The sequence below is a fragment of the Chryseobacterium sp. VD8 genome (genome assembly GCF_037149975.1).
GTDB classification, from domain to species: domain Bacteria; phylum Bacteroidota; class Bacteroidia; order Flavobacteriales; family Weeksellaceae; genus Chryseobacterium; species Chryseobacterium indicum.
Window position 1 is genome coordinate 13,785 of record NZ_JBBCQL010000016.1, and the last position, 20,609, is coordinate 34,393.

Consider the following 20,609-nt stretch of genomic DNA (forward strand, 5'->3'; position numbering starts at 1 on the left):
ATTAGTCTTATAAATTGAAAGATGAGAAAAGAAGATATACTACACATAGAAAAACTGATGAATTTTCTGGCGTTGCATTTCCTTAAGAAACCTCATTGGGAAGATGTCTCCAAAACAGAATGGTGTTACATTGTTGCAGAACTTAATGATCTGATTATTCAGGAAACCTCAGAGAACAACAGTAAAAAAAGCCCGGATCTTTTAGGCTCCAATTACCTTTATGAACATTTGATTATCAACAAATTAAAGAAATATCACCAGAATGAAAATGCGATATTAAGCAAGCCTAATCTTGCCAAACTTAGCATGATCGTAAAAGTGTTGGGATATTCCAGTTATATCGATTTTATCAACTCCAATACGGAATCATTCAATTTTAATGATCTTAGGATTGACATGAATAATGTAAAGCCAAACACCGCTTTGCTGGACCGTCTTGTCGGCTGTTGGTATTCCTACAACCGAAATCTTCCAGAAAATCCTTTACAGGCAAAAGAAGACCGGATCTGGCGTTCTGCAACGGAAATCTACAAATCTGAAACTTCCGGAGAATATTTCGTCGAAAGAAGCGGCGGTGACCGTCATAAATATTTTGGAAAAATAATAGCCTATTCCGATTATGTCTTTATCATCATGAACAGCAATACGTTCATCCGGCAGCGTCATTTTATCTCAAGAATAAAAGATATCAAGGAAAAGCTGAAAAATCCAGAGTATAAGCTCCATGAGTTGCATTTTATAAGTACGTGTATCAGTTTTAATCAGGAACCGATTGCCCTTTTCGAAATTTTCCAGAAAGCAGACCGGAAAACCTTTATTTCAGACTCCATCAGTTTTCCGATCGACAGCGATGAAATTCCGAAATCGATTATCAAACAGCTTGAAGACACGGAATCTAACCGTATCGATTACAGGTAGTTGATTTTGGTTGATGGATTATGGTTCAGAGTTTTTTGTTTTGGGTTTTAACTTACCAACCAGTCTTTAAAATCCTTTACGCGGTCGCGGCTTACGGTAATTTCTTCCTGTGGCTGAAATTCCAGTTCAACCTTGTAATTAGGTGAAGTGTGGATATTTTTAATGTAATCTGAATTGATGATAAACTGCCGGTTTACGCGGAAGAATTTCTTTTCATCCAGCACTTCTTCCAGTTCGTCCAGTGTGAAATCCGAAGGATACGTTCTTTCCTGAGTCTGTAAATAAACAATTTTATTTTCGCTGAAAAAACAGCTTATTTCATGCGTCTGAACAATTTTCAGGTTGTACCCGATCTTTACTAAAATTCTGGAAAGCGTGCTTTTCTCCTTTTTAATTAACTGCTTAATTTCGTGTGAATTGACGGAATTATCTGAAGGAATAAATGATTTGAATTTTTCGATCGCTCCGGCAAGATCTTCATCCAAAATAGGCTTCAGAAGATAATCGATGCTGTTCAGCTTGAACGCTTTTAAGGTATACTGATCAAAAGCTGTCGTGTAAATGATAAACCCTTTTGTCGGAACTTTCTCGAAGATATCGAAAGACAGACCGTCTCCCAGAACAATGTCTGAAAAGATGAGCTGCGGATGTTCATTTTCTGAAAACCACTGCACTCCTTCTTCTACCGATTCTATTTTTGCAACGATCTCTATTTCAGTAAATTCGTTAAGCATTCTTTCCAGTTTCCTTGAAGCGGGTTTTTCGTCTTCGATAATAACAGTTTTGATCATTGAGTTCCTGTTTTAGTTTTATAATTTCGAAATAAAAGTAATCAAAAATTGTCAGTTTTAAAACTTCAGCGGTTCTTTAGATTTTTTCATTTCTTTTTCCATCACTTCTCTTTCCCATTCAGAGTCCAGAAGGAAGAGTTTTACGGCTTTTACGGTTAAAATAATTCCCCAGATAGAAAGAATGATCGATCCGTCCCACAATGAAAAATCAAAGATTCCTTTTTCTAAAATATCGTCTCCGAAAATAATTACTGCCACGATCCCAAACCATAAAAGGCTTTTGTAGAATTTTTTAAGCTCGTGTACTCTTTCCTGTGCCTGATTGTAGTTCATGATAATCTGTTTTTAAAGTTAAAATTAAATGCTAATTATAAAGATTTTGTGTTTTTTCTTTCCTCGTCCATCAGTTGTTTGATCTTTCTTTCTTCCCAGTCTCTTCCGATCCCGAAAGTCCCGGCTGCGTGCGCTGCAAGACCTAATCCCCATCCTAACATTGGCCAGAAAAACCAAAGATATTGTGGCGATGTTAAAAGATTCAGCACAGCTAAAAATGAAATCACAAGGCAATACGAAGTAAGGTTTCCGTAAAATCCTTTCAGTTCTTTTACTCTTCTTGATGCTTTTTCGTATGCTAATTCTTCTTTGTTGGTGTAAGTTTCCATATTTTTTATTTTTAAAGATTAATTGTTTGTTTTTGTTGAGACAAATGTAGGTCGGAAAACAGCCTCAAATCAATTTTAAATGACCGAACCGTAGAATATGCATCCTGAATTGTAAAAATCCCGACTCAACGGAGAATCGGGATTTTTTGATTTTATGCTTTTAGTTGTTTGACTAAGAAAACTGCGAAAGTATGATTCGCTTTTAAATGAAATTTGTAATCAATTTCTATATCAAATGATTGTTAAACTGAATAGATCTCTCCTTCGTCGAAATGACAGTGCGAGGATTTTTTAATTCTGAAGTTAAGAGTTTGCTCCTTTAGGAGCAGAATCTGTGTAGAAATAAGAATAAATCCGATAATCAATCCATAGGATTGGTATCTTAAATACGATAAATTTTCTAAAGATAGCGTTCCTAAGGAACGCAGAACGCCTTGCGAATATGCTGTTTACACAGATAAAACTCTATAGAGTTTTCTACCATTTTACTTTAAACAACTTTCTTGATTTTGTTGATTAAAAATCTGTAAATAAATAATTTAATAAACAAAAGGAATCAGTTTTTTCGTTTTTCTCCGGTAATCCAGATATTCTTCTCCAAACTGCTCGATTAAAGCCTTTTCTTCGACATTAATTCTGTAGCTGAATGCAATGAACGGAATCAGAAAAGCCAGAATCAAAGAAAGCCAGTTGTTCAGATACAGTCCTAAACCCAATGATGTAAGCAATGAAAATGCATAAGACGGATGTCTAAGATATCTGTAAAATCCTTCTTTTTTGATTGTATGATCTTCTTTGATTGTAACATCCACCGTAAAATATTTTCCCAGAGAACGAATGATAATGAATCTTAAAATAATTCCGATCCATATGAAAAAGGCTCCCAAGTAATAAATCCAGACCTTATCAGAAATGGGAAATCTTGTAATATAAGAAACCGTAACCGCACTTATGATTGAAACCGGAATGGCAATCCACAATAAATTTAAAGTCGATTTATCCTTTTTATTGTCTTTTTCTCCGGATTTCAGGATATTCTTGTAGAGAAATTCGCTTAAAAACCAAGCTACCATAGAAATGGCGAAAAGAATCTGTAAAGTTTTCATATCAAACGGTGTTTGGAAGTGATGAACAATTTATCTGCCGTTTTTTTCCTTTTCCATCAGTTCTTTAATTTTTCTCTCTTCCCAGTTGTTACCCAGCATAAATCCCGGTACAAAAGTTCTCAGCGCCGAAATGGCAACTCCGATGCCCCAGAAAAAAGGAAGTGCGAAAAATTTCAATTGAAAAATTGATTCGTTGGGTTTTAATTCTGTGTAATTCAGATATAAAATGAAAATATTAACGGCAATGTAAATGAAAACGGAGAAGTAAAATCTTTTGATTCTTTTCACCTGTCTTTCAGCTTCTTTGTATCTGAAATCGTCTTTGCTTATATTTTCCATGATGCTTATTTAAATGTTCTGTTTTGTTTTTCTAAAATTTCCCTGATCTTTCTTTCTTCCCAGCCTCTGCCAATGGCAAAAACGCTCATTCCGTGAGCAACAAGCCCGATTCCCCAGCCCAACATCGGCCAGTAAAACCACAGACGATCCGGACTGGTGATGAGATTTAAAATGATTAAAAAAGGAATGATGATGCAGTAAGAGATAAGGTTTCCATAGAAGCTTTTTATTTCTTTTACACGTTTGTGCGCGCGTTCGTAAGATTCATTTTTGGTTTCGCTTATTTCGCTTACTACATCCGGCTTAGAAGAAAGTACCGGAAGTTTTACTTTAAAATAATCCTCAGACTTTTCTATGAATACATTTTTCTTCGTGAGTAAAGAATAGCGCTGTACAATATTGGCAAGACCGATCCCTGAACTTTCCTTGATCTGCTCTCTTACCTGTAAATTATTTTCAATACATAACGTATCATTTTCAGAGAATATTTTAATGATGAGAGGCTTCGAAGAAGTGGCAAAATTATGCTTGATGCAGTTCTCCAGAAGCAACTGTAAAGACAGCGGAACAACAAATCTTTTGTAATCTTCTTTTTTAACTTCGAAAACAAAATCTACGCTGTCCTCAAATCGTGTTTTCAGCAATTCGCAATAGGTTTTGGCAAATTCAAGCTCATCTTCCACCGTTACAAGTTCTTTGTCTTTCTGCTCCAAAACGTATCTGTAAATCTTTGACATTGAAGCCGTAAACTTCTGCGCCTGTTTTGGATTTTCATCGATTAACGAGCTTAAAACATTCAGAGAATTGAATAAAAAATGTGGATCTAACTGGTTTTTAAGGCTTTCAAACTGGGCATTGGCAGATTTGGCAATTAACTTCTGCTCGACAACTTCTTTTTTGGATGTTTTTCTAAGTTCTTCCACAAAACCTTTTGCATGAAGAAAAGCTGAAATGAGCAGGGCAATATTAATCATGAACCAGTTGGAAACGTTGTATTTGCCAGAAAAGAATTCTTCTGTAGTTGTTGCCTTCTGGATCACCACAAAATTCATATAATTGCAGAAATACACCAAAACCGTATTGGCAATAAGAATAGAGACTATGCTTATAATCGCTCTCGTCCTTGTGGTTTCGGACCATGGAAATTTCCTGTTGAGAAAATCGTTGATGATGCCGTTTCCAATTCCCAGAACGAATGAGTACATTGTGGATACCAAAAGGGTGATGGCAAAATTTTCCAGTGTTTTTTCGTCATTAAAAACGAAAAAGAAGAAAAATGTTGTTGCCAGCGATATCCAGAGTAATATAATAATGCTTTTGTATTTCATTGTGAGCTTTCTTGGTTCAAAATTAGGCTTTAATTAAAGTATTAAAAATTATTTTTAGCCGAACCGTTATTTTTTGTGACTGAAGGGCAGAAAAAAACCTTCCGTGAAGAAGGTTTTATTTAAATTTTAAGGTACAAAAGACAATGTTAAGATGAATTCCTACAATAATTAAAGCGTTAAAGAATAAAAATCAAAGATTTTTAAAAGCTGTTGTGTTCTTTAATTCTTGGGCTTACTAACTTTTAAAATGCTTCAAAATCTTTTGTGGTTTTTGTGGTTAAATAAAAGTTTAAACAGACTCTTTACATTATTTCGCAGCTCCGTTTATAAAATATTCGGCTTCTGCTTTTCCCCAGTTCGGAGCGATTTTAGATTTTGGACTGTATGTCGTAAATTTTGCTAAAGCATCTTTAAACTGTTCCATCCCTTTTGTTTTGCTTCCGCCAAACTGTTCCGGAGTGAAGTAAGTATCTTCGGCTTTTATTAAAGCAATTCTAGGGTTTCCGGGATCCAGACTTTCTGCTTTTCTCAATTCTTCCATGGCTTTCATTCCGTCTGTCATATATCTTTCCGTAGGATTTTCCATCATTTTAAGAGAATACGACATTTTTCTCAACAGGTGAATTTCTGCATTGTCTTTTCCGGCAATACTTTCTGCCTGATCCAGATATTTTTCTGCGATATTTGCCTGTGCAGAAAGCTCAGACATTTTACCGTCTCTCATGAGCATTCTTCCTTTCTGGATGTACGCAAATGCAGCGTAATAAGCAGGAAGCCACTCTTTGGTTTCTTTTTTTCCGATTCTGTCGAAGTCATTCGCCAGAGTCTGGAATTCGTCAAGAGATTTACAGTTTTCAATTTTGGCAATTTTATCAGACATTACTTTTTCATAATCTGTCTGAGCAAAAGCGGTTAAACTGATCAGACTTAAAGCAAAGGTTAACAGATATTTTTTCATGTTTTCTAATTTTTTTAAATTAATTTTTGTTTTGAATAAAGATATATTTTTAATTGAATTGAAATAACTTTTACAGATTATTATTAATGGCATCCTGCGTTTTGTCGACTCCGAAGCTGATGAAGGCTCCTACAAAAACAAAGGTATTTACCGGAGGAATTACTGCAGAACTTCTTGATCCGTCCATTGAGAAATTGTAGCCGTACACATTTTTAGATCCTAAAATATTGGTTACACTCAGTACCAGAACCGTAAATGTTTTTGAATCTTTCTTTCCTAAATTCGGAAGATAATTCAAGCTGAAATTTAAGGCGTTGTAATCTTTCAATTTTCCTTCATGTCTTACGAAATATTTCTGTTCACCATTCACGTCCTGTGTTGCGATGTCGTAATATGGGCGGCCTTTTGCGTAGGTGTAGGAAATATTGAAGCCTGTTTTCCATTCCGGAACAAATCTTTTGGCTACTGCGGAAAGGGTGTGTTCGGAAGCGAAATTCGGTTTTAAACTCATCGGATAATTCATAAAATCTCTTTTTGAATCTAAGAATGAATAGCTGATCCAGTAATCGATATTGTCGAATGTTTTTTTGTCTCTCCAGAATAACTCTAATCCTTTTGCATAACCAAAACCGCTGTTGTTATCCGCTGTCTGTACAAACTGATTCTGTCCGTCGATATACTGTAAGTTTTTTACCTTCAGAAGATCATCATATTTTTTGTAAAAAGCTTCAAATCTCAGACTTCTTCCTTCCGTTGTTCTCTGCACCTGAAAGATATAATGCTGTGATTTCTGGAAGTCTAAGTTTGCAGGACCGTTGATATATCTGCTTTCAGGATTCTGATAAAAAATTCCGTAAGCGAATGAGGTTGTCCAGTCTTTCGCAAGACGGTATGCTAAAGCCAGTCTAGGCGCAATATTGCTTTTTCCAAGATAGGAAGAATGCTCTGCTCTCACTCCTATTTTTGCTGACAGCTGATTGCTGAATCCTAAATCTGTTTCTGCAAAAGCTGAAGAGATAAGGTCTTTGTAGTTCTTGGTTACAAAATCGTTAAAATTTAATTTTTCGCTGGTACTGTTCAGTTCAAAACCACCTCGTAACGCACTGATTTTGTTTATTTTTCTTTCTAAAACTGTTTTAAAATTGATGTAATTTCCGTCATTCAGAAGTTTTGTGCTTCCCGTTTGGATTTCATCTTTTTGGGTTGAAAAATCAAGGTCTGATTGATTATAGGAATAAGATGCTCCTGCATTCAGTAAATATTTTCCGAATTTCTGCTTGAAAGAAAGATTATGATAGGTGTTTTTTCCTTTCAGCTTTACGAGAGACTGGTCATAATTTTCCGGTTCCAGACTCGGTGTTTCTACTGCCATTCTGTTGGAATCGTATTTTCCGTAATATTTGAAAAATCCGCCTGATTTTGTTTTAAATCTGAAATTCAGATCGCTGTTTATGCTTTGTGGAGCTTCAGAAAAATTGGTGTTGAAATTGAAAATTTCCTGCATCAGTTTTAAGTTGGAATAGCCAAGACTTGCCCCGTAAGAATAGTTTTTATTATTGCCCAATCTCTGAAATCCTGCGTTTAAAAAGATCGGAGAAACACCGAAATCGTAAGAACTCTGATCCGGAAGATCTACACTTTCCAGCATCAGTGCCCCCGAAAGAGCCTGACCGTACAATGCAGAATATCCGCCGCTTGAGAACACATTGCCTTTGAAAAGAGAGGTATTAAAACGGTCTCTTCCTGCAATTCCCGGAACTGAATTGGAAAAGTAATTGTTGATTAAGCTTCCATCCATAAAAATTTTGGATTCCGTTCCTGTTCCGCCACGGATGAAAAGACCTTCTGTTTCGCCCACTTTCTGAACTCCGGGAAGATACGTTAATGCCGATGTAATCTGTCCTTCCGCTCCGGCTGTTGTGTAAATATCAATCGGCGTAAGTAATGTTGTTGCTCTTTTTTTGTCGCTTGCTTCGATAGAACCTGCCGAAACCACTACCGCATCAATTTCATTAATTTGCTCTTTCAGTTCCACATTTACAGAAACTTCCTGATTTTCAATAACAATCGGTTTTTCAACGTCAATGTATTTCGGATGGGTAAAAACTAAAATATGGCTGCCTTTTTCTGAGGTTTCAAAAGAGAAATTTCCGTTGGAATCGGTTGTGGCTCCGTCGTAAGTATTTTTCAGGGTAACATTTACTTCTCCTACTCCTCTATTTTTGTACGTAACTCTTCCCGAAATTCTGGTTTGGGCGAAACTTATTGCAAATGATAAAAAAGTGATAAGAAATAATAATTTTGTTTTCATAGCTGTTTTATTTCGACTCAAAAGTATAACGAATTTTCGCTGCTTTTAAATTTTTTTTGCTGAGTGGTCATTTTTGGAATCTGAGTGGTAATTTTTGATTTTTTGTTGCTGAAAATTTACTTGGAAAATATATTAACCACCCGTCAAAAATTCTTTGAATTTTCGCCACCCCTCCAAAGGAGGGGAATTTTACCACTAATTGTATTATTAAACTAAACTGAATTTAATTGATGGGAATGCAGAAATCGACGAGCATTTTTCCTTCCGGATGTTCTTTGTAATTGGTATGATAGATTTCGAAAGGAAAAGCTTTTCTTACAGAATAATGGTTTTCATTCATCCAAAGAAAAAGGGAAACCCAGCATTGTTCAAAGTCATTTAAGGTAACTTCTCCGCTTCCGACAATGAATTTTCCGGCTTCAAGGGTTTCTGGGAAAATCTGGTTTTCCTGCTGTTGTAATTTTTTCTCCAAGAGCATACAGGCGTGAATTTGTACTTTATCTGGCGGAGTAACTTTAAAGCTGTCGTGATAAACGGAAATCATTTTTAGATTCTCTCGGGGAAATAGTTTTTTCTCGGTTGCCCAATCTATTAAGGTGTTGTAAGAGGATTCCACGTTGGCAATTCCAAGACTCATTATTGCAGCGAGATTCATCTCCGGAAGTTCGGTAACTTTAATTTTTAAATTCATTGTTGTCCATTTTAACAGGTTTTCCATATTGCAAATGTATTGTTGGAAAACCGCATCCGTTTGTCCGTTCTTGCTTTGTTTTAATTGAATTTTATGAAATTTTTCGGGAGCCGATTTTCTGAATTCTGAGGGAGATTTGCCGTAATGCTTTTTAAAGGATTTATTGAAAGCCGAATGACTGGAGAATCCCAGTTCAAAATAAATATCTTTTACGCTTATGTTCTTTTTTACGGCTAAATAAAAGGCGCTTTTTTCAATTCTTTTGCGGATGATATAGCTTTGAAGGGTTTCATGGGTTATCAGTCGGAAAACCCTGTGAAAATGAAAGTGAGAATACGCTGCAACTTCCGCAACTTTTTCTAAGGAAAGCTCGGTATCGAGATTGTTATCAATGTACTGAATAGCTTTCACCATTCTTTTTCTGTATTCTTCCAAGTTAAAAGCATTTCCTGCAAAGGTACCGACATCGGATGAAAATGATTTGTCTTTTATTGCTATTGATGAAAAAAGAAAGGAATTGTAATGTGCTTTGAAAAATGTTGTCTAACTTTATCCGACAATCACTTTAAATCATTTAAAAATGAAAGGTACAACATTAGCATTATTGGCAGGATGTGCATTTTTTGCGGTTTCATGCGGAACAACAAAGACGTATCAGGTTCTGTCTAAGAGCAACACTCAAACAGGCGGAACGGCAAAATTCACCCAAAAAGGAGACGAAGTTGTTATGAAACTGGACGTTACGAATCTTACGCCGGGAATTCACGCAGTACACATCCATGAAAAAGGAGACTGCTCCGCAGCGGACGGAACTTCTACGGGAGGACACTGGAATCCATCTAAAAACGATCACGGAAAATGGGGTGCAGAGCGTTTCCACATGGGAGATATCGGAAATCTTGTTGCCAATCAGGATGGTGTGGCAACGCTGACTTTTAAAACCAACAAATGGTGTCTCGGATGTTCTGATGATTCTAAAAACATTATCGGAAAGGGAATGATTATTCACGCCGCGGCCGACGATTTTCATACGCAGCCAACCGGTAATGCAGGAGGAAGAGTGGGTTGTGTGGAGATTAAATAATTTTTCGCTTCTATCAATAAAAAATACCGCTAACAAAAAGTAGCGGTATTTTTATATTTTGTCTGAATATTAAGATTTTACACTCATGTCTGCAATAATATTCATTGCTTCCTGAAGGTAAAGGTCTTTTTTCAAATTTTTGATCCAGATTTCAGATTTTTTCTTGAAGGCTTCGTCTTTTTTCTCTCTTTCAATTTCGTTCTGATACATCGTAAACTGAAGACCATTTTCAAATTTCGTTAATGATTTGAATTTTTCGATCTGCGCTTTTCTCTGCTTCATTACATCATTGAATTTATTGATATTTAAAGTAATGGTTTCCTCTTTATCCAGTTTTTCTCTCCACTGAGCTGATTCTAACAACAACTGATATTTTGCATTTTTAGCCATTCTGTCGTTGCTTGCTTTTTCCAATGCCTGAATGTTGAAATAATTAAGCTTCTGGAAACTTGTGGAAGGAATTTTATCCCAAGCCAGAGCATAATCGTCATATCTTTCTCCGATCTCCGCATAAGTAAAGAAATCTTTCATCTGAATGTCTGAAACAATTCCTTTTCTCTGGGTAGATTCTCCTGTAATTCTGTAGAATTTCTGGATCGTCAGTTTTAAAGATCCGAAATCGTCTTCTGTATTTAAGAATCTGTTCAGATCCACAAAAGTCTGAACTGTTCCTTTTCCGAAAGACTGCGGAGAACCGATAATCATTGCTCTTCCATAATCCTGCATTACTCCTGCTAAGATCTCAGAAGCTGAAGCAGAAAGTTCGTTCTGCATGATTACCAATGGTCCCGTCCAGATCGGAGTTTCATTTTTATTTTTTAAGGTCTGAATTTTCCCGTTTCCGTCTTTTACCTGTACGTACGGTCCTGCCTGCATGAAAAGTCCCATGATGTCTCCAACTTCCGTTAAAGAACCTCCTCCATTGTTTCTAAGATCCAGAACAATCCCTTCAATTCCCTGAGCTTTAAGCTTAATAATCTCATTTTTAATATCATCTGAAGCATTTCTTCCGTTAGGATTTTCAAAGTCTGCGTTGAAGCTTGGCAAATTAATGAAACCGTATTTTTTACCGTTCGGAGAGTTTACGATAATACTTCTCGCGAAAGTATCTTCAATGGCAACTTCTTCACGGATCATGGTTACATCTTTTATCGTTCCGTCTTTTTTCTGAACCGTTAAAGTAACCGGAGTTCCTTTTTCTCCCCTGATGAGTCTTACGGCTTCATCTGAAAGCATTCCTACGACATTTACCGCATCTTCTTTCGGTTTAGATTTTACTTTTAGAATTTTATCTCCTTCGGAAAGCTGTTTGGATTTCCACGCCGGAGCACCGATCGTTAAAGCGCCCAAATAAAGATTTCCTTTTTTCTCCTGAATAATGGCTCCAATTCCAATTACTTTTCCGGTGAAATTGGTATCAAAATCTTCTTTATCCTTTGGAGAATAATAGTTGGTGTGTGGATCGAAAACTTCCGTATAGGCATTCATATACACGGTAAACCAGTCCATTTTCTTTCTCTTTTTGAATCTCGTAAAGGTTTCTTTCACAAGATCTTTCACCTCATCGGTTGCTTTTTTGAGCTTCTGATCCGGCGCAAGAGGCTGATATTTTATGGTATCTTTCAGGTTGTATTTCTGTACAGAATCTTTTTTCTCTTTCTGAGCTTCTTCTTTGCTGTTCATCGATTCAATTTCCTGAAGAATATTGTATTTGATGAATTTTTTCCACTCGTTATACTGCTCCTGCTTGTTTGCAGGAACTTTTTTCATTTTCGGTTCCAGAATAAGCGTTTCATCTTCTTCCAGATTAATCGGCTTGCTGAAAATATCCTGCGTAATTTTATCGATTTCGTCCACTCTCTGGTATAGTCTGTCGATGGTAAGTTTGTAGAAAGTAAGATCTCCCTGGTTGATGTAATCATCCAGTTTCGTTTCATGCTTCCCGAATTCATCCATATCCGATTGAATGAAATATCTTTTTCCCGGATCTACCATCTCGAAATAATGCTTATAAACATCTTTAGAATAGGCATCGTTGATGGGTTTTGGGCTGTAATGCAAATAAGAAAGTGTATTTTTCACGCTCACCATTATCGTCTGCATCTTTTCGTCATCATTCTTTGGCGAGTTGAAACAAAACATTAGACTTGTTAATGGAATTAGGAGTAAAAATTTATTTAGCTTAAAATTTTTCCACATAAATCTGTAATGTATTTTATTAATTTTAAAAAAGTATTGTAATAAGTAGTTATTTTTTATTCTCCGTTACAAACTATCAAATTTAATACCTTATTTCTAAATATCTGTTACTTTTAAGGAATTTTATTAAGATCAGGATTTATCTTAATTTTTACTGTTGAAAGTATGGTTTAAAAGCTCAAAAATTCAAAAACCATTATTTCACACTCAAAATATTTAAACCCAAAGTTTTTTCCGAAGAAAGTCTTTTATAGTATATTTGTTACAATTAAAAAATTTATATGGAAAGACCACTTATTCTGGTTACGAATGACGACGGAATTACAGCACCGGGAATCAGAAATCTTATCAGTTTTATGAACGAAATCGGAGAAGTAGTTGTTGTAGCACCCAATTCTCCGCAAAGCGGTAAAGGTCATGCGATTACCATAAATTCTACTTTAAGTTACGAAGAAGTACATCTCGAAGGCCCGCAAAAGGATTTTTCCTGCAGCGGAACTCCTGTTGACTGTGTAAAGATGGCTCTTGATAAAATTCTTCCGCGAAGACCGGACATTGTGGTTTCAGGAATCAACCACGGAGCAAATTCATCCATTAATGTGATTTATTCAGGAACCATGTCTGCTGCTGTTGAAGCGGGGGTAGAAAGTCTTCCTGCCATCGGATTTTCTTTGCTGGATTTCAGCTGGGAGGCAGATTTTACGCAGGCAAAAGAATACATCCAGAATATTGTGAAAAGAACTCTGGAAAACCCAATGCCAAAAGGAATTGTATTAAATGTGAATATTCCGAAACTTCCGAAAGAGGAAATAAAAGGGGTGAAAGTCTGCAAACAGGCACACGCAAAATGGGAAGAAAGCTTTGATGAAAGAGTAAATCCTCACGGGAAAAAATATTACTGGCTGACCGGATATTTCAACAATATGGACGAATCTGAAGACGCCGATGAAACCGCTTTAGCCAATGGATATATTTCTATTGTTCCGGTGAAATTCGATCTTACCGCTTATGAGTATATGAATACGCTGAATGAGGTGATGAAGTTTGATTAAATATAAATATTGAGGCGTAAAAAAATTTACGCCTTATTTTTTTGCAATAGAAACTCTTACACCGAATAAAATTCTAATCATATCAAAGACGGAAAATCTTATGTATTGATATTCTGTTAGATTAAGTTTTTTTTTAAGATCAATATAATTGGAATAATCAAAACTTGAAATTCTTTCTACTACTCTATTATCTTTAATAAGATATAAAACATTGTACGACTGATATTTGGCTCTTTCCATTTTTTCAAAACAAAAATCTAAATCATCTATCTTAATTGTTTCAGTTTTAAAAAATTTTTTAAAGATAATCATACCATCAGTTATTATAATTTTTGTATGAATTTTAAAGAAAAAATTCCAAAATAAAACCAATGCTGAAATAAAAAAAATATCTCTCAGAATATATAATATCTTAAAACTTCTAAAATCATCAATAATAATGAAAGTAAAGACTATTGTAGATAAAAACGTTAAAAAATACACAATCATGAATGATTCGATATTAATCCTTGATCTCATTCTTTAATGTCTTAAAACAAAACTTTATCCTCTTTCCTCAATTCCTCCAGATATTTGCTTTTATCATCACGGTAAAATAAATTCATGGTTTCGAAAGGAATCATTTTCAGGTCTTTATTCACGATGTGAACACAGGATTTTTTCACAGCGCGGACATCAAAATCATGCGCATCCATAAAGTTCATGATGATAATTCTGAATAGGTTATCATAATCCAGATTGGGTGCGGAAACGTCAGGAAGACAGCACAATAACTGATTAACTTTAGGTTTTACTTTATCTACAGAAATTCCGGTGCTGAAAATATCCAGAAGCTGCATCTGCAATCCGGTATCCTGTTCATAAACAATGGTATTTCGGGTTTCATTGTTCAGTAAATCAGCAGGATTGATGTATCGTGTCAAAGGAATCGTTTCGCCTTCCAGTTTCAGAATATATCCCATCGCCAAAGCATCGGGATTGCACGGAACCGGAATGATATCATCCGAATTCAGCAAAGGAAACTGATTGAGAATTTCCTGCCTTACTTCTGTTAAAGTAATTTTTTCATGAGCAGAATCTTCACGGTTTCTTCCTGCAATTTCTACAGGCTGAAAAGTAATTCCGCGGACGCATTTCTGTTTCAGGGCAAAATCAATAATTTTTCCGATTTCGTCAATATTTTTATCTTTCTGAAGAACAATGACGAGGGTTGTAGAAAGATTTAAAGCATTCAATTTCTCTAAAGCTTTCATTCGTACGTCTGTTAAATCTTTTCCTCTGAAATCTTCCAGAACTTCCGGTTTAAAAGAATCAAACTGAAGGTAAATTTCAAATTCCGGAGCGTACGTTGCCAGTTTTTCGACAAAACCGGGATCATTGGCAATTCTTACCCCGTTCGTATTCAGCATTAAATGTTTAATGGGTTTTGACTTGGCAATATCCATGATTTTAAAAAATTCCGGATGAATTGTCGGTTCTCCTCCACTGATCTGAACGACATCCGGTTCGCCTTCATTTTTAACAATGATATCAAACATCGCTTCGATTTCTTCCAGACTTCTGTGACTTCCGTAATGCGGTGAAGACATTGCGTAACAGATAGGACAGGTAAGATTGCACCGATCTGTTACCTCCACAATAGAAAGGCAGCTATGTTGCTCATGGTCAACACATAAACCACAATCGTAAGGACAGCCATATTCTACATCGGTTCCAAAATGATGCGGCATTTCAGAAACTTTATTGTAATTTCTGATGTTTTTATAATACTGAACATCAGAAGCAATTTTAGTTTTGAAAAATCCGTGATCCGGACATCTTTTCGTCATGAAAACCGCTTCGTCTTCGATGATAATTTTTGCTCCGACTCTTTTTAGACATTCCGGGCAAAGACTTATGGTATAATCGTAATACGTATAATTTCTTACTGGCATAATTTCGTTTTTACAGGCTAAAACCACAGATGCATCCTCCCGCAATAAACGTAAGAATTCCGATAAGGATTCCGATCAAAGGAACTTTAAAGCTGTACTTTTTTTCAGAACTTGTCGCAGACATAATTCCGATGATGATGGCAATTAAAATGGAAATTGCAAAGATGATAAGTCCCAGACAAAGAAATAAGATTCCCAATCCGTTAAGCTCGCTATTTCCAAAATTACCGACTTCTAATAATTTCATGATTATTTTTTTTCAATAGATAAATATAGTAAATGATCACTAATAAACATACGATTTGTATTGTGCTCAGATTCAAAATGATATTAAATTTAGGCTTAATAAAATCCAGTATGAATCTGAATGAGAAATAAGAAAGCATAAAAAGCTGGAATAAAGCTCCGGATCTGTATGTATAATTCTTTTGAAAATATTTCAGCGCGATAAAAACAATCAATAAAAAGAACATTTCGTATAAAGCGACGGGATGTCTGTTGATATGATCTCCTAAATCCATTCCGAACATTGAACGTGTTGGTAATCCGTAAGTTTCCTCGTAAATCCCTGTACAAAAACATCCGATCCTTCCTATAAACATAGCGGTAATTAAAGGATAAACCATTTTGTCACCCGTACTTTCTTTTTTGCCTATAATTTTCTTCATAAGCTCCACTCCAATGAGACCACCTGCCAAACCTCCCACAATGGTATTATTCAGCCATATATACATCCAAACATTTTCAGCTTTCATCAAATCGTAAGGTCTTTCCAGCGAGCCAATGATATGGGAACCGAGCAGCGCGCCCAGAGTAGCAGCAATAAGAATCAGCAATGAATTGACACTGCTGAATTTCTCTTTATCTTTTCTTTTGGCAAAAGTATAATACCGCATTCCTATAAAAATCCCTAAAGATTCCGTAACGGGATGCAGTAAAACTTCTTTGCCTAAAATATCAAGTGTCACAGGAAATTCCATGGTTTCAAAAGTATTGTTTTTAATTAAAACTTACTCAATTATTATCCTGATTTTAAAATTGATCTAAACATTTTCTTTAAAATTTTATGTGTGGTCCTTTTGTCTTGAAACAAAAGAACGAAAAGTTCAAGACTTTGAATCTGAATGCTAAAAATTAAAATTCATTCCTAAAATTCCCAAAACTTGCGCGAATTCAATTGGGGTCTTTTGATTAAAAATTTGCCTCGCGCTTCAAACAGTGGGAATTTTTTAACGGAATAAATTGTAATTTTCTTAACGCTTCAGCTTCATATGTCGATTTTTCTGATCGTATTTATGATTTAGTAAGCTTCTGAATCAAGATTTAAATTGTATTAAATAATTTTTGATTATCCGCTATTAATTATACTGTTTTTTCTAACGCAAAGGACTCGCAAAGATTCTTTATATACTAACTGTTTTTAAGTTCGCAAGGGCGTTTCACTCAGCAAAGAACTCAAAGATTTTTTCCAATTATGACAAATAACGGACAATCATAAATAATTTATAAAATCCTTTTAAATAAAGATTAGAATCAATCTTTTTCATAATTTTAATTAAAATAATTATCCGAATTATGAGAATAGAATATGATATTAAACTGGGTTTTAAGGATGTAATGTTCCGTCCGAAACGTTCTACCCTGAAATCCCGTTCTGAAGTTGATCTTGAGAGAGAATTTACCTTTAAACATACCCGAAAAAAATGGCAGGGCGTTCCCGTGATTGCTGCCAATATGGATACGGTGGGAACTTTTGAAATGGCAGTGGAACTGGCAAAAGAAAAAATCATCACAGCGGTTCATAAGCATTATTCTGTGGAAGAATGGTCAGAATTTTTGAATTCTCAGCCTGAAAACATTTATCAGTATATCGCATTAAGCACGGGAACCGGAAAAGCCGATGAAGAAAAAATAAAAACCATCCTCGAAAGACATCCAAAAATCGAGTTTCTCTGCATTGATGTAGCCAATGGTTATTCTGAGCATTTTGTGGAATTTGTGAAGAAGGCAAGGGCAAATTTCCCTGATAAGATCATCATTGCCGGAAATGTTGTAACCGGAGAAATGGTGGAAGAACTTCTGTTAGTCGGCGCAGACATCATTAAAGTCGGGATTGGTCCCGGTTCGGTTTGTACGACGAGAGTGAAAACCGGAGTGGGATATCCTCAACTTTCGGCAGTTATAGAATGTTCCGATGCGGCACATGGTTTAGGAGGTCATATTATTGCGGATGGCGGCTGTAAAGTTCCGGGAGATGTGGCGAAAGCTTTTGGCGGCGGTGCAGATTTTGTAATGTTGGGCGGAATGTTTGCAGGACACGATGAAAGCGGTGGCGAAATCGTGGAAGAAAACGGCAAAAAATACAGACTTTTTTACGGAATGAGCTCGAAAACAGCCATGGATAAACATTCGGGAGGTGTTGCAGAATATCGGGCTTCGGAAGGAAAAACTGTAAAAGTAGCTTATAAAGGTCCGGTTCTGGATACGGTAAAAGATATTTTAGGCGGCGTTCGTTCTACCTGTACTTATGTGGGCGCTTCCAAACTAAAAGAACTGTCGAAAAGAACGACTTTCATCAGAGTTCAGGAGCAGGAAAATCAGGTATTTAAAGAGTAACAATTGAACAAAATATTTAATATTGCAAATGGTGATTGTCTCGCTGAACAATTGAAGGAAACAACAATTTCCGGCGAGATGATTATCTGTAGAGAAGCTTTAGTTGCAGGTTCTTTACAGGCTGAAAATTTTGATGTTTTCTGGAAAGTAAGATCAGAATTTATTGCTGAAAATTATGGTGATACAAAAGAAAATTATTACCGTAAAGTGGTTTCAGAATGCAATAAAATAATGCAGGTCCCGGAAGATTCTGAGGTATATCTTTGGTTTGAAGATGATCTTTTTTGTCAGGTTAATATGTGGTTTTGCTTAACGCTGATTCCGAAGGATAAAAATATCAATATCTACAGGATTTTTCCAAAATCATCGAAAGAAAGCCAATGGAAAGGGTTTTCGGATTTTGACCGTTTTGATTTGGAAGAAACATTAAATTCAGGAGTTTTATTTAAACAAAAGGATCTTGAATTGGGGCTGAATTTATGGGAAGCTTATCAAAGTAATCATCAAAACAAATTAAAACAACTTTCTGAAATTCAATCTGATTGCTTTCGTTTTTTACCTGAATTAATTACTGCTTATCAAAACATTAATCCTGAAGTTTTTATTCAAAATTTAATCCTGAACGGCATTACTGATTTTAGTGAGGTGTTTGAAAAGTTCCGTGAGGAGCTGGGAATTTTCGGATTCGGAGATTTGCAGGTGAAGCTTATTTATGACAAAGTTTTTCAGGAAAAATAGCGCTTATTTTACAACAATGCTTTTCTTGTTGAAAAATTTTTCCAACTGATCATTAACGTACTTTTTCTCTTCTTTTGCGGAAGACAATTCATCAAAGTACAGTATTTTAGGAACTTCCCTGATTCTGTCAATCTTTAAAGAATCTTCTTTAGAATTCTGAATGACTGTAATTCTGTCTCTTATTTCCTTATCATATTCTTTTAAATCGGTTACAAAAATTTCTTTAACGAAATTATTCATGTTGTAATCTATATTAAACCCTGAATAACTCTGACTGAAAAAATCTGTTTCCGGCAGAAAGATAACTAAAAAACTGATCCACCAAAATCTTTTTAAATTCTCTTTTTTGTATACTAAAAGAAAAGAAAGGGTAGCTAAAAATAAGATGACAATATTATCATTTTGTCTTCCTACAATATTGATCAGATAGCCTAAAAGCATTAAAGGAAGTAATGAAATCATACAAATTATGCAAGCTTTGGTAAATTTCACTTTACTTTTTAAGGCAGTAAGTTCTTCAAAAAACAAAGCAGTAAATAAAGGAATAAGAAATATTGTTTTTATAAAAATATAGCCTAAATTAAAAGTGAAAAAAGCGGCTCTTTTCGTCCACATCCAATAAAAAGTATCATCAGATTTTACCATTCTGTTAAAATTTCCGGGAGCTAAAAAGCTGATAAGAAATCCGGTAATTCCGATGGTTAAAAGAATTTTACTTTCATTTGATGGCTTTTCAAAGCATATAAAACTCAATACTCCTAACAAAAGCAGCGCAATGATTTCGTTTGCACCCATCAGAATGAAAATGACAACAGTGCTTAAAAAAAACCATAGTTTTTTGTGTGACTGCTGAAACTTTCCGTAAAAAAACAATAGAAGACCCGATAAAATAACCGGTAAAAAGTAGACATTAGATCCTGTAATCCAAAAATAATGTTCCGGTAAACTGATTAATCCAACCGTATAAATAAAGAAAAATAACAGGCTCTTTTTTAGTGCTTCTGTAAAGGTATAATTAAAATACAGTCTGAAATTTAAAATAATGACTGTAAGAAAGGAAGTGAGTAAAAATACAGGATAAATTTTCGGGAGTATATTGAACGGATCTTTAGAAACAGGATTCAGCATATTAATGGTGTAGCCAAAATATCTTCCTCCCCAATGCATATAAAAATCACAGACATTCCCTAAAAATCCTAATTTTTTTGTTCCATAGGAATAGATATAATCATCGGTCTGATATACATTAAAAAAAGAAAAGTAAACCAGACCGATTAGAAGTAAAACCGACAAGAATAAGGTAATATTCTGTACCGTTCTCATATATTTTATGTCAAAAGACCTCCGTCAACATTTAACGTCTGTCCTGTAACGTAAGAAGACATTTCGCTACCTAAAAATACGCATGCATTTGCAATATCTTTTGTTTGTCCCAATTTTTTCATCGGGATGGCTTCGTTCCATTTTTCTTTTGCTTTGTCATCTAAAGCATCCGTCATTTCAGTCTGAATGAATCCCGGAGCAATTGCGTTGCAGCGGATGTTTCTTGAACCTAATTCTAATGCTACAGATTTAGTGAAACCGATAACTCCTGCTTTGGAAGCTGCATAGTTCGCCTGTCCTGCATTTCCGCTGATCCCTACTACAGAAGTCATGTTGATGATTGATCCTTCTTTTGCCTTCATCATAGGCTTAATTACCGCTTTGGTAAGGTTAAATACAGAATCTAAATTTACTTTAATTACTTTATCCCAGTCATCTTTCGACATTCTCAAAAGCAGATTGTCTTTTGTAATTCCTGCATTGTTTACCAAAATATCAATTTTTCCAAACTCAGCCATTACTTCGTCCACTAAAGTCTGAGCGGCATCAAAATCTGATG

Annotated in this window: 21 protein-coding genes; 5 read left to right on the top strand and 16 right to left on the bottom strand. The window is 35.4% G+C overall.

What is annotated here, in order from left to right; translation table 11 throughout:
• The first annotated feature begins 21 nt into the window (after positions 1–21).
• On the top strand, positions 22–918 hold the full coding sequence (locus WFK35_RS03405; protein ID WP_336731346.1) for a hypothetical protein: 897 nt from the start codon (positions 22–24) through the stop codon (positions 916–918).
• A gap of 47 nt (positions 919–965) precedes the next feature.
• On the opposite strand, the gene WFK35_RS03410 is transcribed toward WFK35_RS03405, so the two are convergent.
• The 9 genes from WFK35_RS03410 to WFK35_RS03450 form a co-directional block, all read right to left on the bottom strand.
• Positions 966–1,709, bottom strand: coding sequence for a LytR/AlgR family response regulator transcription factor (locus WFK35_RS03410; protein WP_336731347.1), 744 nt, complete (start codon positions 1,707–1,709; stop codon positions 966–968).
• Between the two features lie 57 nt (positions 1,710–1,766).
• Positions 1,767–2,042, bottom strand: coding sequence for a 2TM domain-containing protein (locus tag WFK35_RS03415; RefSeq protein ID WP_108410103.1), 276 nt, complete (start codon positions 2,040–2,042; stop codon positions 1,767–1,769).
• Between the two features lie 35 nt (positions 2,043–2,077).
• Entirely contained in the window at positions 2,078–2,371 is a 294-nt protein-coding gene (locus WFK35_RS03420; protein WP_076391027.1) for a 2TM domain-containing protein, read from the bottom strand.
• 539 nt (positions 2,372–2,910) lie between these two features.
• On the bottom strand, positions 2,911–3,477 hold the full coding sequence (locus WFK35_RS03425) for a methyltransferase family protein (protein ID WP_336731349.1): 567 nt from the start codon (positions 3,475–3,477) through the stop codon (positions 2,911–2,913).
• Between the two features lie 30 nt (positions 3,478–3,507).
• Positions 3,508–3,816: a 2TM domain-containing protein gene (locus WFK35_RS03430; protein WP_290263862.1), complete on the bottom strand. Its 309-nt coding sequence runs from the start codon at positions 3,814–3,816 to the stop codon at positions 3,508–3,510.
• A 5-nt stretch (positions 3,817–3,821) separates the two neighbouring features.
• Positions 3,822–5,144, bottom strand: a complete 1,323-nt coding sequence (locus WFK35_RS03435) for a 2TM domain-containing protein (RefSeq protein ID WP_336731351.1) — start codon at positions 5,142–5,144, stop codon at positions 3,822–3,824.
• Between the two features lie 307 nt (positions 5,145–5,451).
• Positions 5,452–6,102 carry a hypothetical protein gene (locus tag WFK35_RS03440; protein WP_290263868.1) on the bottom strand — a complete coding sequence of 217 codons (651 nt, stop codon included), beginning with the start codon at positions 6,100–6,102 and terminating at the stop codon, positions 5,452–5,454.
• Positions 6,103–6,172: 70 nt separating this feature from the next.
• Positions 6,173–8,413 (bottom strand): TonB-dependent receptor, encoded by a 2,241-nt coding sequence (locus WFK35_RS03445; RefSeq protein WP_336731353.1) that lies wholly within the window; start codon positions 8,411–8,413, stop codon positions 6,173–6,175.
• Between the two features lie 223 nt (positions 8,414–8,636).
• The gene (locus tag WFK35_RS03450) at positions 8,637–9,539 is read right to left on the bottom strand and encodes an AraC family transcriptional regulator (RefSeq protein WP_290263874.1); all 903 of its coding nucleotides are present in this window, start codon (positions 9,537–9,539) and stop codon (positions 8,637–8,639) included.
• A gap of 145 nt (positions 9,540–9,684) precedes the next feature.
• Here WFK35_RS03450 and WFK35_RS03455 point away from each other — a divergent pair, with 145 nt between their 5' ends.
• Positions 9,685–10,188: a superoxide dismutase family protein gene (locus WFK35_RS03455; RefSeq protein WP_290263876.1), complete on the top strand. Its 504-nt coding sequence runs from the start codon at positions 9,685–9,687 to the stop codon at positions 10,186–10,188.
• Positions 10,189–10,257: 69 nt separating this feature from the next.
• Here the strand turns inward: WFK35_RS03455 and WFK35_RS03460 are convergent, their stop codons facing one another.
• Entirely contained in the window at positions 10,258–12,387 is a 2,130-nt protein-coding gene (locus tag WFK35_RS03460; RefSeq protein ID WP_290263879.1) for a carboxy terminal-processing peptidase, read from the bottom strand.
• A gap of 281 nt (positions 12,388–12,668) precedes the next feature.
• Here WFK35_RS03460 and surE point away from each other — a divergent pair, with 281 nt between their 5' ends.
• A complete protein-coding gene (gene surE / locus WFK35_RS03465; RefSeq protein WP_235132182.1) occupies positions 12,669–13,439 on the top strand; it encodes a 5'/3'-nucleotidase SurE in 771 nt (256 codons plus the stop codon).
• Between the two features lie 33 nt (positions 13,440–13,472).
• On the opposite strand, the gene WFK35_RS03470 is transcribed toward surE, so the two are convergent.
• The 4 genes from WFK35_RS03470 to WFK35_RS03485 all read right to left on the bottom strand — a co-directional run bounded on the left by WFK35_RS03470 (position 13,473) and on the right by WFK35_RS03485 (position 16,353).
• A complete protein-coding gene (locus WFK35_RS03470; protein ID WP_336731356.1) occupies positions 13,473–13,679 on the bottom strand; it encodes a hypothetical protein in 207 nt (68 codons plus the stop codon).
• Positions 13,680–13,969: 290 nt separating this feature from the next.
• Positions 13,970–15,373 (bottom strand): radical SAM protein, encoded by a 1,404-nt coding sequence (locus tag WFK35_RS03475; protein ID WP_336731357.1) that lies wholly within the window; start codon positions 15,371–15,373, stop codon positions 13,970–13,972.
• A 10-nt stretch (positions 15,374–15,383) separates the two neighbouring features.
• A complete protein-coding gene (locus WFK35_RS03480; RefSeq protein WP_076391037.1) occupies positions 15,384–15,620 on the bottom strand; it encodes a hypothetical protein in 237 nt (78 codons plus the stop codon).
• Positions 15,598–16,353 (bottom strand): prolipoprotein diacylglyceryl transferase, encoded by a 756-nt coding sequence (locus WFK35_RS03485; protein ID WP_336731358.1) that lies wholly within the window; start codon positions 16,351–16,353, stop codon positions 15,598–15,600. Before WFK35_RS03485 ends, WFK35_RS03480 begins: the two co-directional genes overlap by 23 nt.
• A 595-nt stretch (positions 16,354–16,948) precedes the next feature.
• Here WFK35_RS03485 and WFK35_RS03490 point away from each other — a divergent pair.
• On the top strand, positions 16,949–17,989 hold the full coding sequence (locus WFK35_RS03490; RefSeq protein WP_336731359.1) for a GMP reductase: 1,041 nt from the start codon (positions 16,949–16,951) through the stop codon (positions 17,987–17,989).
• 3 nt (positions 17,990–17,992) lie between these two features.
• Positions 17,993–18,727 (top strand): DUF1835 domain-containing protein, encoded by a 735-nt coding sequence (locus WFK35_RS03495; RefSeq protein WP_336731361.1) that lies wholly within the window; start codon positions 17,993–17,995, stop codon positions 18,725–18,727.
• Between the two features lie 3 nt (positions 18,728–18,730).
• Here WFK35_RS03495 and WFK35_RS03500 read toward each other — a convergent pair whose 3' ends face one another.
• Positions 18,731–20,050 (bottom strand): DUF6056 family protein, encoded by a 1,320-nt coding sequence (locus WFK35_RS03500; RefSeq protein ID WP_336731362.1) that lies wholly within the window; start codon positions 20,048–20,050, stop codon positions 18,731–18,733.
• 5 nt (positions 20,051–20,055) lie between these two features.
• Positions 20,056–20,609, bottom strand: a 554-nt coding sequence (gene fabG / locus WFK35_RS03505) for a 3-oxoacyl-ACP reductase FabG (protein ID WP_336731364.1), incomplete at its 5' end; no start/stop codon positions are given.

Excerpts from the sequence above, each read along its gene's own strand:
- WFK35_RS03405 (WP_336731346.1), top strand. The coding sequence starts at position 22 with ATGAGAAAAGAAGATATACTACACATAGAAAAACTGATGAATTTTCTG.
- WFK35_RS03410 (WP_336731347.1), bottom strand. The coding sequence starts at position 1,709 with ATGATCAAAACTGTTATTATCGAAGACGAAAAACCCGCTTCAAGGAAA.
- WFK35_RS03415 (WP_108410103.1), bottom strand. The coding sequence starts at position 2,042 with ATGAACTACAATCAGGCACAGGAAAGAGTACACGAGCTTAAAAAATTC.
- WFK35_RS03420 (WP_076391027.1), bottom strand. The coding sequence starts at position 2,371 with ATGGAAACTTACACCAACAAAGAAGAATTAGCATACGAAAAAGCATCA.
- WFK35_RS03425 (WP_336731349.1), bottom strand. The coding sequence starts at position 3,477 with ATGAAAACTTTACAGATTCTTTTCGCCATTTCTATGGTAGCTTGGTTT.
- WFK35_RS03430 (WP_290263862.1), bottom strand. The coding sequence starts at position 3,816 with ATGGAAAATATAAGCAAAGACGATTTCAGATACAAAGAAGCTGAAAGA.
- WFK35_RS03435 (WP_336731351.1), bottom strand. The coding sequence starts at position 5,144 with ATGAAATACAAAAGCATTATTATATTACTCTGGATATCGCTGGCAACA.
- WFK35_RS03440 (WP_290263868.1), bottom strand. The coding sequence starts at position 6,102 with ATGAAAAAATATCTGTTAACCTTTGCTTTAAGTCTGATCAGTTTAACC.
- WFK35_RS03445 (WP_336731353.1), bottom strand. The coding sequence starts at position 8,413 with ATGAAAACAAAATTATTATTTCTTATCACTTTTTTATCATTTGCAATA.
- WFK35_RS03455 (WP_290263876.1), top strand. The coding sequence starts at position 9,685 with ATGAAAGGTACAACATTAGCATTATTGGCAGGATGTGCATTTTTTGCG.
- WFK35_RS03460 (WP_290263879.1), bottom strand. The coding sequence starts at position 12,387 with ATGTGGAAAAATTTTAAGCTAAATAAATTTTTACTCCTAATTCCATTA.
- surE (WP_235132182.1), top strand. The coding sequence starts at position 12,669 with ATGGAAAGACCACTTATTCTGGTTACGAATGACGACGGAATTACAGCA.
- WFK35_RS03470 (WP_336731356.1), bottom strand. The coding sequence starts at position 13,679 with ATGGAAAGAGCCAAATATCAGTCGTACAATGTTTTATATCTTATTAAA.
- WFK35_RS03475 (WP_336731357.1), bottom strand. The coding sequence starts at position 15,373 with ATGCCAGTAAGAAATTATACGTATTACGATTATACCATAAGTCTTTGC.
- WFK35_RS03480 (WP_076391037.1), bottom strand. The coding sequence starts at position 15,620 with ATGAAATTATTAGAAGTCGGTAATTTTGGAAATAGCGAGCTTAACGGA.
- WFK35_RS03485 (WP_336731358.1), bottom strand. The coding sequence starts at position 16,353 with ATGGAATTTCCTGTGACACTTGATATTTTAGGCAAAGAAGTTTTACTG.
- WFK35_RS03490 (WP_336731359.1), top strand. The coding sequence starts at position 16,949 with ATGAGAATAGAATATGATATTAAACTGGGTTTTAAGGATGTAATGTTC.
- WFK35_RS03500 (WP_336731362.1), bottom strand. The coding sequence starts at position 20,050 with ATGAGAACGGTACAGAATATTACCTTATTCTTGTCGGTTTTACTTCTA.